Source organism: bacterium, from assembly GCA_024742285.1.
GTDB lineage: Bacteria > Myxococcota_A > UBA9160 > UBA9160 > UBA4427 > UBA4427.
Map to the genome: position 1 here is coordinate 1 of JANSYR010000008.1, position 13,994 is coordinate 13,994.

General features: G+C 69.4%; 14 protein-coding genes. 5 read left to right on the plus strand and 9 right to left on the minus strand.

The window, feature by feature from the left end; all coding sequences use genetic code 11:
- A partial coding sequence (locus tag NXI30_15220) for a hypothetical protein (protein ID MCR9095571.1) occupies positions 1 to 198 on the minus strand: 198 nt, incomplete at its 3' end.
- Positions 199 to 248: 50 nt separating this feature from the next.
- Positions 249 to 1,223 carry an NADPH:quinone oxidoreductase family protein gene (locus NXI30_15225; protein ID MCR9095572.1) on the minus strand — a complete coding sequence of 325 codons (975 nt, stop codon included), beginning with the start codon at positions 1,221 to 1,223 and terminating at the stop codon, positions 249 to 251.
- Between the two features lie 108 nt (positions 1,224 to 1,331).
- Between NXI30_15225 and NXI30_15230 the strand changes: the two genes are divergently transcribed.
- Positions 1,332 to 2,306, plus strand: coding sequence for a TraB/GumN family protein (locus NXI30_15230; GenBank protein MCR9095573.1), 975 nt, complete (start codon positions 1,332 to 1,334; stop codon positions 2,304 to 2,306).
- A gap of 18 nt (positions 2,307 to 2,324) precedes the next feature.
- Positions 2,325 to 2,915 (plus strand): gamma carbonic anhydrase family protein, encoded by a 591-nt coding sequence (locus tag NXI30_15235; protein ID MCR9095574.1) that lies wholly within the window; start codon positions 2,325 to 2,327, stop codon positions 2,913 to 2,915.
- Positions 2,916 to 3,438: 523 nt separating this feature from the next.
- Here the strand turns inward: NXI30_15235 and NXI30_15240 are convergent.
- Positions 3,439 to 4,140 carry a TetR/AcrR family transcriptional regulator gene (locus NXI30_15240; protein MCR9095575.1) on the minus strand — a complete coding sequence of 234 codons (702 nt, stop codon included), beginning with the start codon at positions 4,138 to 4,140 and terminating at the stop codon, positions 3,439 to 3,441.
- Positions 4,141 to 4,337: 197 nt separating this feature from the next.
- Positions 4,338 to 4,991, minus strand: a complete 654-nt coding sequence (locus NXI30_15245; protein MCR9095576.1) for a GNAT family N-acetyltransferase — start codon at positions 4,989 to 4,991, stop codon at positions 4,338 to 4,340.
- An 8-nt stretch (positions 4,992 to 4,999) separates the two neighbouring features.
- Between NXI30_15245 and NXI30_15250 the strand changes: the two genes are divergently transcribed.
- Complete coding sequence (locus tag NXI30_15250) at positions 5,000 to 6,763, plus strand: amidohydrolase (GenBank protein MCR9095577.1); 1,764 nt, start codon at positions 5,000 to 5,002, stop codon at positions 6,761 to 6,763.
- 96 nt (positions 6,764 to 6,859) lie between these two features.
- Positions 6,860 to 8,572 (plus strand): FHA domain-containing protein, encoded by a 1,713-nt coding sequence (locus tag NXI30_15255; GenBank protein MCR9095578.1) that lies wholly within the window; start codon positions 6,860 to 6,862, stop codon positions 8,570 to 8,572.
- A gap of 16 nt (positions 8,573 to 8,588) precedes the next feature.
- Here NXI30_15255 and NXI30_15260 read toward each other — a convergent pair whose 3' ends face one another.
- Positions 8,589 to 9,077: an SAM-dependent methyltransferase gene (locus NXI30_15260; GenBank protein ID MCR9095579.1), complete on the minus strand. Its 489-nt coding sequence runs from the start codon at positions 9,075 to 9,077 to the stop codon at positions 8,589 to 8,591.
- Position 9,078: 1 nt separating this feature from the next.
- A complete protein-coding gene (locus tag NXI30_15265; GenBank protein ID MCR9095580.1) occupies positions 9,079 to 9,756 on the minus strand; it encodes a DUF4336 domain-containing protein in 678 nt (225 codons plus the stop codon).
- A gap of 134 nt (positions 9,757 to 9,890) precedes the next feature.
- Between NXI30_15265 and NXI30_15270 the strand changes: the two genes are divergently transcribed.
- Positions 9,891 to 11,087, plus strand: a complete 1,197-nt coding sequence (locus NXI30_15270; protein ID MCR9095581.1) for an aspartate aminotransferase family protein — start codon at positions 9,891 to 9,893, stop codon at positions 11,085 to 11,087.
- A 74-nt stretch (positions 11,088 to 11,161) separates the two neighbouring features.
- Here the strand turns inward: NXI30_15270 and NXI30_15275 are convergent, their stop codons facing one another.
- The 3 genes from NXI30_15275 to NXI30_15285 are packed head-to-tail and all read right to left on the minus strand — an operon-like array spanning position 11,162 to position 13,815.
- Positions 11,162 to 12,454 carry an amino acid permease gene (locus NXI30_15275; protein MCR9095582.1) on the minus strand — a complete coding sequence of 431 codons (1,293 nt, stop codon included), beginning with the start codon at positions 12,452 to 12,454 and terminating at the stop codon, positions 11,162 to 11,164.
- The gene (locus tag NXI30_15280) at positions 12,451 to 13,140 is read right to left on the minus strand and encodes a TetR/AcrR family transcriptional regulator (GenBank protein MCR9095583.1); all 690 of its coding nucleotides are present in this window, start codon (positions 13,138 to 13,140) and stop codon (positions 12,451 to 12,453) included. Before NXI30_15280 ends, NXI30_15275 begins: the two co-directional genes overlap by 4 nt.
- Positions 13,141 to 13,815 carry a methyltransferase domain-containing protein gene (locus tag NXI30_15285; protein ID MCR9095584.1) on the minus strand — a complete coding sequence of 225 codons (675 nt, stop codon included), beginning with the start codon at positions 13,813 to 13,815 and terminating at the stop codon, positions 13,141 to 13,143. It abuts the gene before it with no gap.
- Positions 13,816 to 13,994 lie beyond the last annotated feature (179 nt).

Sequence of the window (13,994 nt, forward strand, 5' to 3'; positions counted from 1 at the left end):
CCAGTAGGACGGGGAGAAGGTCTGTGAACTGAAGTAGCTGCCGCAATGAGTACAGCGATACCGCTGGATCCGGCGGGGCCGGGCCTCTCGTTCGTAGAAGCCCTTCTTCTGAAAGCGCCAACCGGTTGGATCTGCATGGAAATCGCAGTCGGGGTTGGGGCAGTGGGGTGGGCGACGCAGGAAGGGCGGAGTCGGCATGCAGGCCGACATCGCAGGATGCGTGCCGGGTGCAGACTACGGTCCACGTCTCAGGGAACGAGGACGACCTTGCCGACGGTCTTGCGAGAGGCGAGCGCGGTCAGCGCCTCACCGGCCTCCTCGAGCGGGTGCCGCGCACCGATCAGCGGATCGATCCCGCCGACTGCTGCCATCTCGAAGAGCCCTTCCATGCACGCATCGATCGCCTCGGGCTCCTTCTCGGGATACGCACTCCAATGGAGTCCGACGAGGGAGATGTTCTTGAGCAGCACCCGGTTCATCTTGATGCTGGGGATGTCGCCCCCCGCGAAGCCGATCACGAGCAGGCGACCGTTCCAGGCGATGCACTTGAGGGAGCGGTCGGTCGTGTCCCCGCCGACGGAGTCGTAGATCACGTCGGCCCCGCGCCCTCCGGTCTCCTCCATCACGATCGGGACGAAGTCGTCCTTTCGATAGTCGATCAATACGTCCGCCCCGGCCCGGCGCGCGATCTCGAGCTTCTCGGGCCCGCCGGCGGTGGCGATCACCCGGGCGCCGAGGGCCTTGCCGATCTGCACGGCGGAGAGGCCGACGCCCCCCGCTGCCGCGTGCACCAGGAGCGTCTCCCCGGTGGCGACCGGCGCGCGCCAGACGAGCGCCGCGTAGGACGTCGGATAGACGGTGGGCAGCGCCGCCCCCGCTTCGAAGGGGAGCGCGTCCGGAAGCGCATAGGTCTGCGAAGCCGGAGCAGCGACCTCTTCCGCGAACCCGCCGAGCGCGCAACGCGACAGCACGCGATCGCCCACCGCGAACCCGCTCACGCCGGGCCCGACCTCCTTGACGAGCCCCCCGACCTCACCGCCGGGCACGAAGGGCAGCGGCGGCTTCACCTGGTACTCGCCCTTCAGCATCAACACGTCGGAGAAGTTGCAGCCCGCCGCGCGAACCTCGATTCGCAGCTCGCCCTCTCCGAGGCTCGGGGGATCGATCTCCCGCACGGACAGCTCTTCGGGAGTCATGAGTCGATCGACGACGACGGCGCGCATGGGGGGCGTCTCCTGGGTCCTTCGCCGCCAACGTTCCAGCTGCGACGCGGCCCATCGGTAGCAGAAACCCGCGGGCGACGAGTAGACTGCCGGCCAAGGGGGGTTCTCGTGGCTCGATGCCAGCACACGATCTTCGACGTCGGTCTCGGCCGGCTCCGACGCGGTCTCGTCCTCGCGCTCGTCGTCCTGCTCGGCGCCGCCTGCGGCCGGACCGCCGACCACGCGTCGCCCCCCGAGCCCGACGGCCTCGCCCGTCCGCCCTTCGTCCGGGTCGAAACCGAAACGGGGCCGACACTCTTCCTTCTCGGCACGATCCATCTCGGGCCGCCCGACGGCTGGCGCTTCTCCCCGGAAATCGAACGCGTCGTCGCCGAAGCCGACACCCTCGTCCTCGAGATCGACGTCGCCGGTCTCGACGCCGACGAAGTCGCGACGGCGACCGCAGAACGGGTGATCCTTCAGGGCGGACGACGTCTACCCGACGTCCTTTCGCCGGAGACGAACGCGGTCCTCGAGGCGCGCGACGCCGAGCTCTCCGAGATCGGACTGACGGCCCGTGCACGAAGCCTCTACGAGCCCTGGTTCCTCTTCGTCGGGCTGGGCGAGCTGTCCGCGCAGCGTTCCGACCTGAGCCTCTCGAAATCGGTCGAGAGTGCCCTCCTCGAGCGCTTCGGCGGCGACGAGATGCTCGCGCTCGAGACCTACGTCGAGCAACTCGACATGCTCGACGGACTCCCCCTGCCGCTCCAGGACCTGATGCTCCGGGACGCGCTCTCCCGACTGGACGAGGCCGATGCGGAGCTGGCCCTGCTGGTCGAAGCGTGGCGCGAGGCCGATCGCGCGACGCTCCTCGATCAGGCGCGTGCAGGCGTCGACGAACTCCCGGAGCTCGAAGCCGTGTACACGCTCCTGCTCGACGATCGCAACGAGAGGTGGCTCGTGCCCCTCGAAGCGATCGCCAGGGATCCGGCACGCAAGGGGCAGACGGTGCTCGTCGCCGTCGGTGCGCTCCACGTCGTCGGCGACGTCGGCGTCCCCGCCCTCCTCCGGAAAGCCGGCTATACCGTCAACCGCATCCACTAGCGCCCGATCGAGACCCCGATGATGAGCCAGGACGATCTCCAGAACATCGACGCGAGCGTCTTCGTCCACCCGACCGCGCAGCTCTACGGACGCGTCGAGATCGGTGCCGAGTCGTCGGTCTGGCCGAACGTCGTCGTCCGCTCGGAGTCGCACCACGTGAAGGTCGGTCGCTACACGAATCTCCAGGATTTCGTGATGATCCACATCGGGTACGACTTCCCGACCGTGATCGGCGACTTCTGCTCGATCACCCATCACGCGACGATCCACGGCTGCACGATCGAAGACGACTGCCTGATCGGCATCAACGCCGTCGTGATGGACGGCGCCCGGATCGGCCGCGGCTCGATCGTCGCGGGCGGCGCCATGATCAAGGAAGGCGACGTCTTCCCCGCCGGCTCGATCATCGCCGGCGTCCCCGCCAAGCAGATCGCCGAACGCGACTCCGCCCGCCCCAACCGCCAGAACGCCTGGCAGTACCACTGGAACGCCCAGGCCTACCGCCGCGGCGACCACCGCGCCTGGGACAGCGACGAGTACAAGACCTGGATGCGCGAGCTCCTCGTCAAGATCGAGAACGACGAGGACCTCGAAGGGATCCGCCGCTGAACGCGCCGCGGTCGCTCGTCCGCCGTTCGCGGCCCGTGGACGTCCGCAGTGGATGGCTCGCTTCGCCAATGAACGCGCCGCGGTCGCTCGTCCGCCGTTCGCGGCCCGTGGACGTCCGCAGTGGATGGCTCGCCCCATAGGCGGGGCGTGTCCGCATCCCGCGCTTCGAGCTGACCATACGACCCACTGAATACCCCGTCGGCTGGGCTGCGCTTGATTCCACTGCGGCCGCCCCCGAGCCGCTCACTCCCGCCGAAGCAAGACGACACGCCCCAGCTCCGCGTTCGATCGAGAAAACCGAGCACGCGCGCATCCCCAGCGAGCAACACGATCCGCGGGAGCGAGGCGGGGTGTCTCGCGGCGAAATAAAGCGCAGGCCCGCGCCCCGTACCCGCTAGCGGGTCGTACGGCCAGCGTGAACCACGGAATCGAAGACGCCCCGCCTACGAAGGCCGAGCCATTCGCCGCGGGGCGCACCGTCTCGCGACCATGGCTGGGCCTCCACCGGATGCGCACGTCGAACCTACGACACGCCTCTGAACAGGAGATCCACCGCCTGGTGCATCGACTTCCGGAGGGCGTCATCGGTGACCAGCCCGTTCGCCCACGGGATCCGCGCGCCGTTCGACACGTGGAAGAGGACGCGAGCGGTCTCGAGGACGTCGACCTCGCGGGCGAGGTGCTGCTTCTGGCGACCTCGCTGGAGGATCTCCATCAGGAGGCCGATCGTGCGGTCGTAGAGCTGGAGCACGCGCTTCGCGACGCGCGCCTCGGTCTTGGTCGTCGCGCGCAGGGCGATCGTCGTCAGGTCGCGGTCGGCGACGAGCAGCTCGTGCTGGACATCGAAGAACTCGCGCAGCCGCACGTCGGTCGGCCGGTCGCGATCGTCGACGGCGCGGAAGCGCGTCCAGGCCTCCTCCTGCATCTCGGTGAGCTCGTCGATCAGGAGCTCTTCCTTCGACTGGACGTGGCGGTAGATCGAGCTCGCGCCCATCCCGGCGCGCTCGGCGATCGCCCGGAGCGTGGCGCCATCGAAGCCCCGTTCCCGGAACAGTTCGCGAGCCGCCTCGCGGATGCGCGCGCGGCTTCGCCGACCGCGGACGAGTCGGCCGTCATCGGCCCGCAGACGCGTGCGTTCACCGCTCGCGGACCGCGGCGGCGCGGCCTGACCGGTTCGCGGCGTGCGCGCGACCGTCGGCGCACCGCGATCCTGGGTTCCCGACACAGCCGGATGAGGAGACGAAAGACCCGTGCTCATGGCGCGACTTCCGATCGTTCCGAATTCGGGGCCGCAGAGGCCCCGAAATGCTGTGGGGGGATCAGCCCGGCATGCGACCGAGGGAGGCCACAGGCCACGGGCTTGGCGAACAGGATCGCATAGAAGCGCTGTTTCGTCAGCGAAGTGGGCCCCGATCGCCCGCCTCAGGCGGAATCTCCCGACGGGAAGCCGCGGCCGAGGCACCAGCACGGCACGCCGTGCACGACGTCCTCGGCGCGCACCTCGAAGCCGTGGGCGCGGTAGAAGCGCACGCTCTCCGGCCGATCGCATTCGAGGCAGAGCGGGGCGGGCGAGGCCGCGACGAGGTCTTCGATCGATCCGAGCAGCGCCGCGCCGATCCCGCGCCCCTGCCACACCGGCTCGACCCCAAGGACCGAGAGGTACCAATGGGGCTCCCGGGGTCGGTACTGAGCGAGCGAAGCCGTCACCGCCGACCATGCGCCCATCGCCCCCGCACCCTGTAGCCAGAAGCACTCGAATTGCCGCCGGATCGACGGCCGCGGCAGGGGGAAAGTACCGGGCGGCGCCACGATGAAGCCGCCGATGACGCCCGAGTCGTAGGTGATCACCCTCGAAACGACCGTGTCGGAATGGTCGAGCACCAGGGACCGCAGGCCGGCGGCGTTGGCCCGCACGCGCCGCGGCGGATCCGGTCCGTGGATCCGCGCGTTCATCGGATTGTCCCGGAAAGCACGCGCGAGCACGTCGACCAGCGACCGTCGCGCGGCGCGGTCGGGCGCCCCGATCGCCAGACGGCTCGGCTCCAGCGCAGGGGGCACATCGCCTTCGAGTATCATGCGCCGCCATGCTACTCGCTCGCTCGCACGCCTGCGTGTCCGTTCTCGTCCTCCTCTTCGTACTCGCGGCGCCCACCTCGGCCCTCGCCCGCGCGAACGCCCCGACGGCACCGCCCTTCGAGGACGTGACGGTCTTCGTCGCGAAGCAGATCGTCACGATGGAGCCGGGACAGCCCGAGGCCACCGCGGTCGCCGTCGACGGCGAGACCGGTCGGATCATCGACGTCGGCAGCCTCGACACGATGGCGCCCTGGCTCGAGGACGTGCCCCACACAATCGATCGCCAGTTTCGGAAGCAGGTCCTCCTCCCGGGCTTCGTCGACCCCCACGTCCACCCCTTCCTGGCCGGAAAGCTCCTGACCGTAGACATCGCGGCGCCGGAAGCCTGGAACCTGCCGAGCGGCCGGGTCGAGTCGGTCACGAACCGCGAGGACTTCGTCGCGCGTCTGAAGACGCTCTCGGCCGCGTGGCCCCACGACGACGTGCCGCAGATCGTCTGGGGTTGGCACCGGCTCTGGCACGGCGACTTCGGACGCGACGATCTCGACGCGATCGCACCGGACAAGCCGCTGCTCCTCTGGCACCGGTCGTATCACGAGATCGTCGCCAACTCGAAGGCGATGGCGATGATCCCGATTCCCGACGAGGCCCTCGAGCGCTTCGGGAACCAGATCGACCTCGAGCGCGGGCACTTCGCCGAAATGGGCATGGGCGTCGCGAACATGGCGATCGCGCCGATCACGGAGACCCCCGAGAAGATCGAGCAAGGGCTCGAGACGTTTCGCGTGCTCATGCAGCGTGGCGGCCTCACGACGGCAGCGGACATGGTCGCGGGCAGCACGATCGGGATCGACGTCGAATGGGATGCGTCGAAGGCCCATCTCCAGGGCGAGGACGTCCCTTTCCGCACGCTCTTCATCCACGCCCCCGCCGGCTGGCAGATCGCCGCGGGCGAAGCGGCGGTCACGAAGTTCCAGTCGATCCGCGCGGAAGCCAACGACCAGCTGCGCTGGCCGAAGGCGATCAAGTCGCTGGCCGATGGCGCCTTCATCTCGCAGCTCATGCGGATGGGACCGCCCGGCTACCTCGACGGGCACGAAGGCGAGTGGATGATCCCGCCGGAGCTCCAGTACGGCGTCGTCGAGCCGTGGTGGAAGCAGGGCTTCGACGTCTACTACCACGTGAACGGAGACGAGGGCCTCGACGTCGTCCTCGATGTCTTCGAACGGCTGAAGGCCGAGCATCCGCGCAGCGACTTCCGCTTCAGCCTCGAACACTTCGGCATGTCCCGGGACGATCAGGTCGAGCGCTTCGCCCGACTCGGCGGCGGTTCGGTCTCGATCAACGGCTACTATGCCCACTACTTCGCCGACAAGTACGCGCGCCACGGACTCGGCTACGCGCGCGCGTCGCAGATGACCCGCCTGGGCTCCCTGTCCCGGGCAGGAATTCCCTTCACGATGCATTCGGACTGCCCGATGGGGCCGCTCGAACCCCTGCTCGCCGTCACGACCGCGGTCACGCGACGGACCCAGGAAGGTCGGATCATGGCCCCGGAGCAGCGTGTGACCGTCGACGAGGCGCTTCGCGCCGTCACGATCGACGCCGCCTGGAACCTCCGCCTCGACGACGAGGTGGGCAGCATCGCGCCGGGCAAGAAGGCCGATTTCGTGGTCCTCGAGAAGAATCCCTACGACGTCCGACCGGCCCGGATCAAGGACATCGGCGTCTGGGGCACGGTCTACGAAGGGCGCGTCTTCGAGGCGCCGTGAGGCCGCCGGGCCGCGGCTTGAGTTCCCGGCCCATTCCGCCGATTGAGAACAGGGGATCTCCCCCGACCGTCCCATCCTCGAACCCGGAGCGCACGCATGTCCACGGAGCAGGGAGATCGCATCGTCTGCCGCTTGCGCTTCCAGCACGAGGGACGCGACCGGGTCTTCACCGTGAGCGATCGACCGGTCGTGATCGGGCGCGCGCCCGAGTGCGATCTGCTGCTCGCCCACGACAGCATCTCGCGCCAGCACGCGCGCCTCGCCTTCGAAGACGATGGCTGGCTCCTCACCGACCTCGAGAGCAAGAACGGCTCGCGGGTGAACACCTTCCACGTGAAGGAGCAGGTCCTCCGGAACGGGGACCGCCTCGACCTCGGATCGATCCGCATGTTCGTCGAGATCGGCCCCGAGTCCGCCGCCTCCCGCGCCCGCGTGATCTTCGACGAAGACAAGGCACCGGCGATGCACACCGAGGTGCTCGATCTCCAGGGCCTCGATCACCTGCTCCAGGCCGCAGGCGAGCGAAAACTGGCCCCGCAGCCGTCGCCCTTCACCGACAAGGACGTGCTCGCCGGCGTCGACGACGATCTGCTCCGCACGCCGATTCCCGAAGGCGGCACGAGCCCGGAGCTGCTCCGCCTCGTTTCCGAGTCCGCCGAGAGCCTGCTCTCGTGTACGACGCTGCCCGAGACCCTGGACCGGATCCTCTCCCTCGTCTTCGCGAACATCCCCGTCGAGCGCGGCGTGATCTGTCTGTACGACGAGGCCTCCGGCGGGATCGAGCCGATGGCCATGCGCAACCGCGAGGGAGTCCCGGACGCGCCGATCGAGATCAGCACGAACATCACCGGCGTCGCGATCGAGGAGAAGCAGGCGGTCCTGATCAAGGACACCGCCATGGACGAACGCTTCGGCGGCGCCGAGAGCGTGATCATGATGGACATCCACTCGGCGATGTGCGCGCCGCTCCTCCGGGACGACAAGGTCAGCGGCTACATCTACGTCGACCGTCAGTCGAGCGCCCACCCCTTCGACATGCCCCAGCTCCAGGCGCTCTCGATCCTCGCGCTCCTCGCCGCGATCGCGGTGGAGCAGGCGGGACTGCGGGACGACGTACGTCGGGAGCAGGAACGCCGCGTGCGCCTCGCCCGCTACAGCTCGCCGGCGGTCGTCGAACGGATCATCGCCGACCCCGAGGCCGGCATGGGCAGCATGGTCGCCGACGAAGGCGACGTCTCCATCCTCTTCGCCGATCTCACGGGCTTCACGACGATGGCGGAACGGCTCCCGCCCTCGGAGGTCGTGCTGATCCTCAACCAGGTCTTCGAGCGCCTCACGAGCGCCGTCTTCGCCCTCGACGGCACCCTCGACAAGTTCCGCGGCGACGGCATGATGGCCTTCTTCGGCGCACCGCTCCCGATGGCGGACCACGCGGAGCGCGCCGTCGAAGCGGCGCTGCAGATGCAGGAGGCCCTCGCGCGCTTGAACGACGCGCGCGAAGGCGTCCGTCCGATCCAGATGCGCATCGGCGTGAACTCGGGCTCGGTCGTCGTCGGCGACATCGGCTCCCCCGCCCGCAAGGACTACACGGTCATCGGCGACGTGGTGAACATCGCCAGCCGCCTCGAGTCCTCCGTCGCCCGGCCCGGCCAGGTGGTGATCGGCGAGTCGACCTGGGAAGCCGTGCGCCACGCATACACGGCGGAAGCCCTCGACGAGGTCCTGCTCAAGGGCAAGCGCAAGAGCGTGCGGCCCTATCTCGTGACGGGAAGGGTCGGCGCCGACACCGGCCCGACGCGGGCGCTCTGAGCGCGACCGGAACCGCCTAGGACTCGTCGTCCGCGAGCGCCCAGTATCCCGCCATCAGCTCGGAGCTCCAGTCCGGCTGCCGCGTCGCGCTGCGTGGCGCGAACTCCGTCATGAAGGGCTTGAGGTCGAGGACCGGCGTCCCGTCGATCGCGTCGAGACCTCGCACGCGGAGGGTGAGACCGTCGACGCCGAGCAGCTCGCACGTCGTGATGCCGAGCCGATTCGGTCGCCCCTTCGCGCGCTGGGCGAAGATCCCGACCTTCGGCCATGCCTCGTTGCCGCGTGGATGACGGCTCCCGAGGTTCACCTTCGACTCGTCGACCCGATCGAAGTGGAACACGACTTCGACGTGCGAGAAGGCATCGAGGCCGGCGAGCACCTCGGGCCCGAAGCGCTCGGCATCGAGGGTGATCGTCGATTCGATCGCTCCCCAACCGTCGTCGATCGCCTCGCTCCGCGGACAGGCGACGATCCCGATCGGGCGCAGCGTGATCTCCGCGGCCACCCTAGAGGTCCCCCGTCGCGACGCGGAATTTCTCTTTCGCGGCGCCCCGAACGACCGAGCCGTGCGCGACGACCAGGTCGTCGAAGTCGTACTCGAGCATCTTCCCGATCGACGCACGCACGGCGACGCGGTCCTTCATCATCGAACGCATCAGTCGGGAGACCTTGAGGCCCCCGCGAGCCCCCGCCAGCCAGAGGAAGATCCCCGTCCAGCCGCCGGGCGCCGGCTCGAAGTGGAAGCAGAGGTCGGTCACGATCAGCGTGCGGGAAGCGGCGTGGAAGAAGACGATCTCGTTCGTCGCCGGCGTTCCCTCGAGCGCGACCTGTCGGAGCGCATCCGTCCAGAGCGACTCGGTCTCTCCTCCGAGGACCGTGAGCGGCGGAACGTCGCCCTTCAGCTTGGGCTCCGTCCCCGGAGCGACGAAGCAAGCCGCCTCCGGAAAGCGCTTCGCCGCCGCGACGAAGTAGAAGTGGTGGAAGGCGTTCGGGGCCACGATCGCGCGGACCGGGCCGATCGCTTCGATCTCGGCCGCCGCGGCGTCGTCGATCGGGATGGGCGAGATCAACACCACGCCCCCGTCACCGAGCTGCACGACGGTCATGCGCGTACCGAATCGCGCCCCTGCGAGCGAGAGAGGGGCGTCTGCAGTCCAGATTCCTTCGCCGAGCGCTTCGAGCATGCCGTCTCCTCGTCTCGGAGAGTCTACGCGACGCGACCCGGGGGCCGATGCCGCGAATCGCGGCGCTCCGATGCGCGCCGTATAGTAGGCCCGCCACCGGATCCCCGCGGATTCCCCCGAGAGCAGAACAGGCCATGAGCACCAACGAAGAAATCGAAAAGCGAGGACAGGACGTCCTCGTCGGCAACTACGCCCCGCAGCCCATCGCGCTCGTGCGCGGCGAGGGCTCCTGGCTCTTCGACGCCGAAGGCAACAAGTTTCTCGATCTGATGGGCGGAATCGCGACCGCGACCCTCGGTCACGCGAACCCGAAGCTCCAGGCCGCGCTCGCGGAACAGGCGGGCAAGCTCTGGCACGTCTCGAACCTCTATACGACCGAGCCGCAGATCCAGCTCGCAGAGCGCATCACCGCGAACTCTTTCGCCGAAGCGGTCTACTTCTGCAACTCGGGCGCGGAGGCGAACGAGGCCGCACTCAAGCTCGCCCGCCGCCACCACCACGACCGCGGCGACCCGCGTCACGAGATCATCGCCTTCGAAGGCGCCTTCCACGGACGCACGCTCTTCACGGTGACGGCGACGGGCACGCCCGCCTACTGGGAAGGTTTCGGCCCGATGGTCCCGGGCGTCCATCATGCGACCTTCGGCGACCTCGACTCCGTCCGGGCGCTCCTCTCCGAGAAGACCGCCGCGATCCTCGTGGAGCCGATCCAGGGCGAGGGCGGAATCCGGACCGCACCGCCCGGCTTCCTGCAGGGCCTGCGGGACCTGGCCGACGAGAACGGCTGCCTGCTGATGTTCGACGAGGTGCAGGTGGGCATGGGACGGACGGGGACACTCTTCGCCCACGAGCAGGAAGGGGTCACGCCCGACGTGATGACCCTCGCCAAGGCGCTCGGCGGCGGAATCCCGATCGGTGCGATGGCGACCACGCGCACGCTCTCGAAGGCGCTCGTGCCCGGCACGCACGCGTCGACCTTCGGCGGCAACCCGCTCGCCTGCGCGGTGGCCTGCGCCGTCTTCGACGAGCTCTTCGGAGGCGTACTCGACCACGCGAAGGCGATGGGCGAGCGCCTCGGCGACGGCCTCGCCGAGATCGCCGCGGCCGCCGGCCCCGAGAAGGTCCTCGAGGCGCGTGGACGTGGCCTGCTCCGTGGCCTCGCCATGAAGGAGGCGCCCGGCGCGATCATCGACGCCTGCCGCGAACGCGGCGTCCTCGTCATCTCCGCGGGCGGAAACGTGCTCCGACTCGCGCCGCCGCTCACGATCGCGGCCGACGAGCTGGACCACGGGCTCCGCGTCCTGCGCGACGTCCTGCTCGAGCTCGCCTAGCGTTCGCTCGCGGCCAATGTGACCGAGGGACGCGCACGATCGGCGCGGATCGCGGGGCTCTCCGCTTCGCGGTTTCAGTCCCACCTTTCACGACGCATGAGCGCGTAGACCGCGGCGCCGACGACGACCGTGCCGAGGCCGACCGCCGCCTCCCGTGGCTCGCGCATCACGAGGAAGGCGCTGCTGCCGAGGGTCGCGCCGATGAAGACGAGCGGAACCAGAGGCGCCCCCCAGACGGGCGGGCCCTCGAGCCGCCGGACCGCCGGAAGGAAGAGCGTCGCCACCGTCGCCGCGGCGGAGAGCCCCAGCATGAAGCCGGCATAGTCGAGGAGCGCACGCAGGTCGGCAACGAAGTAGGCCAACACCGACAGGGCGACCTGGAGCGCGATCGCCGCGCGCGGACTCTCGTCGCCTCCGGCGAGGGCCGATGGAAGCAGACCGTCGGACGCCATCTGCGCGTAGACGCGGGGGCCCACCATGACCATCGCCGAGATGGACGTGAAGAGACCGAGGGCGACGATCCCGGCCAGCGCGGTTCGCGCCCATGCGCCCCCGATCGCCTCCGCCGCGACGGCGCCCACGTCGGCGCGCCCGGCCAGAGCCTCGACCGGCGCCGCCAGCACGAAGACGGCGTTGAGCGCCACGTAGAAGAGCGAGACGGCGACCGTCCCGAGGACGAGCGCGCGCGGAAGGGTCCAGGTCGGTCGGTCGAGCTCGCCGGCCACGTAGACGGCGGCGTTCCAGCCGGAGTAGGCGAAGGAGATCCACACGAGGGTCACGGCGAAGGCCGGGAGCTGGAACGGCGGCGGCGACGCAGTCGAGGCGACGGTGCCCGACTCCGGACGCGCGACGGCGAGAGCGCCCAGGACGAGAAAGAGCACGATCGCGACGAGCTTCGCCGCGACCGCGCCACTCTGGAGCCGAAGGCCGCCGGCGCGACTCGCCGCATGGAGGAGCCCGCAGGCGAGGATCGCCAGGGCGCCGAGCCCGGCGGGCAGTCCCTCGAGCCCCAGCGCCGCCGCCAGATAGGCTTCGAGGCCGTGGGCGGCGACGGCGATCGGCGCCGTGAACCCCGCGAAGAGCGAGACCCAACCGGCCAGGAAGCCGAGCAGGGGATGAACCGCGCGAGAGAGGAAGAGATACTCGCCGCCGTTCCCCGGTAGGCGCGCCGCGATCCCCGCATACGAGAGCGCGCCGCAGAGCGCGATCGCGCCCCCGACCACCCAGGCGACGATCACCTGCGTCGGCGACCCGAGGTCCGCGAGCGCGAAGCCCGAAGTCGTGAAGGCGCCGACACCGATCATGTTGCCCGCGACGAGGAGCGCCGCGGCGCGGAGGCCGATGCCGCCGGATCGTTCTCGGCTCATGCCAGGAGTCCGCGCACGGCGAAGTCGATCGCGTTGGCGCGAGCGAGCCCTTCGTCGTAGGTCTCCGGCGCGCGATCCCAGTGGATGTGAACCGCCCAGGTCGTACAGATCTCGATCACCATCCGCGCGGCCAGACGCACGTCCTCGAAGGTCCGGAAATCGCCGGACCGGGCGCGGGCCTCGAGGTAGGCGAGGATCCGGGTCCGCACGTCCTCGCGGCCGTGGGTCTGCCAGAGCCCCTGGATTTCGGGGTGGTCCATGCAGCGGTCGAGAAGCTTGATCCCGAAGCGCTTCGCGTACATCAGGTCGAAGAGCTCGCCGACGATCGCGCGCGCTTCCGCCGCGGCGTCGTCGACGCCGCGCATCGCCATGGCCGCTTCGAGCCGCGGCAGCCGCACCTCCTGCCCGATCGCCTCGGTGACGCGTCGGGCGATCTCTCCCGGCGCCGGCGCCGGAAGCGGGAGCGGCTCCGGAAGCGCGATCGGCTTCGTCGCATCGGCGGAGGCCAGACACAGCAGGAAGAGCGCATCCTTGCTCTCCACGTATCCGTAGAGCGTTCCCTTGGCGACACCCACGGCGTTCGCCACGTCCGCCATCTGGGTCCGGCGATAGCCAGCCTCGATGAAGACCTGCGTCGCGCCGCGCACGAGGTCGTCGAAGCGATCTTCGGGGATCCGCCGCGCCACCTAACGCCCCGACGCGACGCCGGCAACCGACGACTCGTGCGGGACGAAGACCTGGAAGCTCTGGGAGGGCAGGAAGTCGAAGCTCCCGGTGCGCGTGTAGCCGGCCTCGTCCATCTCGGAGGCGATCCGCGCCGGCGCCGTCCAATGGCCGCGCGTCTGGAACCAGGAGATCGGGGCCGGCGCGTCCGGCCGGTCGTCGAGGTGCACGACACGGGCGTCGGGCGCGAGGTCGGTCCGGAGGGCGCGGAAATAGGCGACGTGGTCCTCGATGTGGTGATAGGTCAAGCAGGTGAGCGCCACGTCGATCCCTCCGTCCGGCAGCCGTGGATCCGTGTAGGCACCGTACACGACCTCGACGTTGTCGAACCCGTCGCGCGCGACCCGGGCCTCGAGCGCCTCGACGAGCTCGGCTTCGACCTCGACGGCGTAGACGCGCCCCTCCGGCCCGACGGCCTCCGAGAGCCGGGCGAGCCAGTAGCCGTCCCCCGCGCCGATCTCCGCGACCCGATCGCCGGGTCGGAGGTCGAGCGTTTCGATCACGCGATCGGGGTGTTGCCAGCCGTCGCGGCCGGACGTGAGGACCTTCCCGACGTCGACCTTCGCGAGGCCGCCGCTACAGCCGACCGAGGACAGGGCGATCGTGAGCCAGAGGATGAGGGGGATGAGCTTGAGCATGATGGGTCTCCTTCCCGAACGGGCGGGTCATATATAACCGACTCATTCGGTCATTTACAACGGCAGGGCCGCCGATCGGGGAAAGGTTTCGATGAAAGCGATGGCAAGGGACGCCACTGAATGTCGAGAGACGGACATCCAGTGTCCGGTCATGCCCGCGTCCGACCGGCAGATTCGCG

What these genes read in the sequence shown, in the direction of transcription:
- NXI30_15225 (MCR9095572.1), bottom strand. Translation starts at nt 1,223, where the DNA reads ATGCGCGCCGTCGTCGTCGATCGACTCATGACTCCCGAAGAGCTGTCC.
- NXI30_15235 (MCR9095574.1), top strand. Translation starts at nt 2,325, where the DNA reads ATGATGAGCCAGGACGATCTCCAGAACATCGACGCGAGCGTCTTCGTC.
- NXI30_15245 (MCR9095576.1), bottom strand. Translation starts at nt 4,991, where the DNA reads ATGATACTCGAAGGCGATGTGCCCCCTGCGCTGGAGCCGAGCCGTCTG.
- NXI30_15250 (MCR9095577.1), top strand. Translation starts at nt 5,000, where the DNA reads ATGCTACTCGCTCGCTCGCACGCCTGCGTGTCCGTTCTCGTCCTCCTC.
- NXI30_15255 (MCR9095578.1), top strand. Translation starts at nt 6,860, where the DNA reads ATGTCCACGGAGCAGGGAGATCGCATCGTCTGCCGCTTGCGCTTCCAG.
- NXI30_15265 (MCR9095580.1), bottom strand. Translation starts at nt 9,756, where the DNA reads ATGCTCGAAGCGCTCGGCGAAGGAATCTGGACTGCAGACGCCCCTCTC.
- NXI30_15270 (MCR9095581.1), top strand. Translation starts at nt 9,891, where the DNA reads ATGAGCACCAACGAAGAAATCGAAAAGCGAGGACAGGACGTCCTCGTC.
- NXI30_15275 (MCR9095582.1), bottom strand. Translation starts at nt 12,454, where the DNA reads ATGAGCCGAGAACGATCCGGCGGCATCGGCCTCCGCGCCGCGGCGCTC.
- NXI30_15285 (MCR9095584.1), bottom strand. Translation starts at nt 13,815, where the DNA reads ATGCTCAAGCTCATCCCCCTCATCCTCTGGCTCACGATCGCCCTGTCC.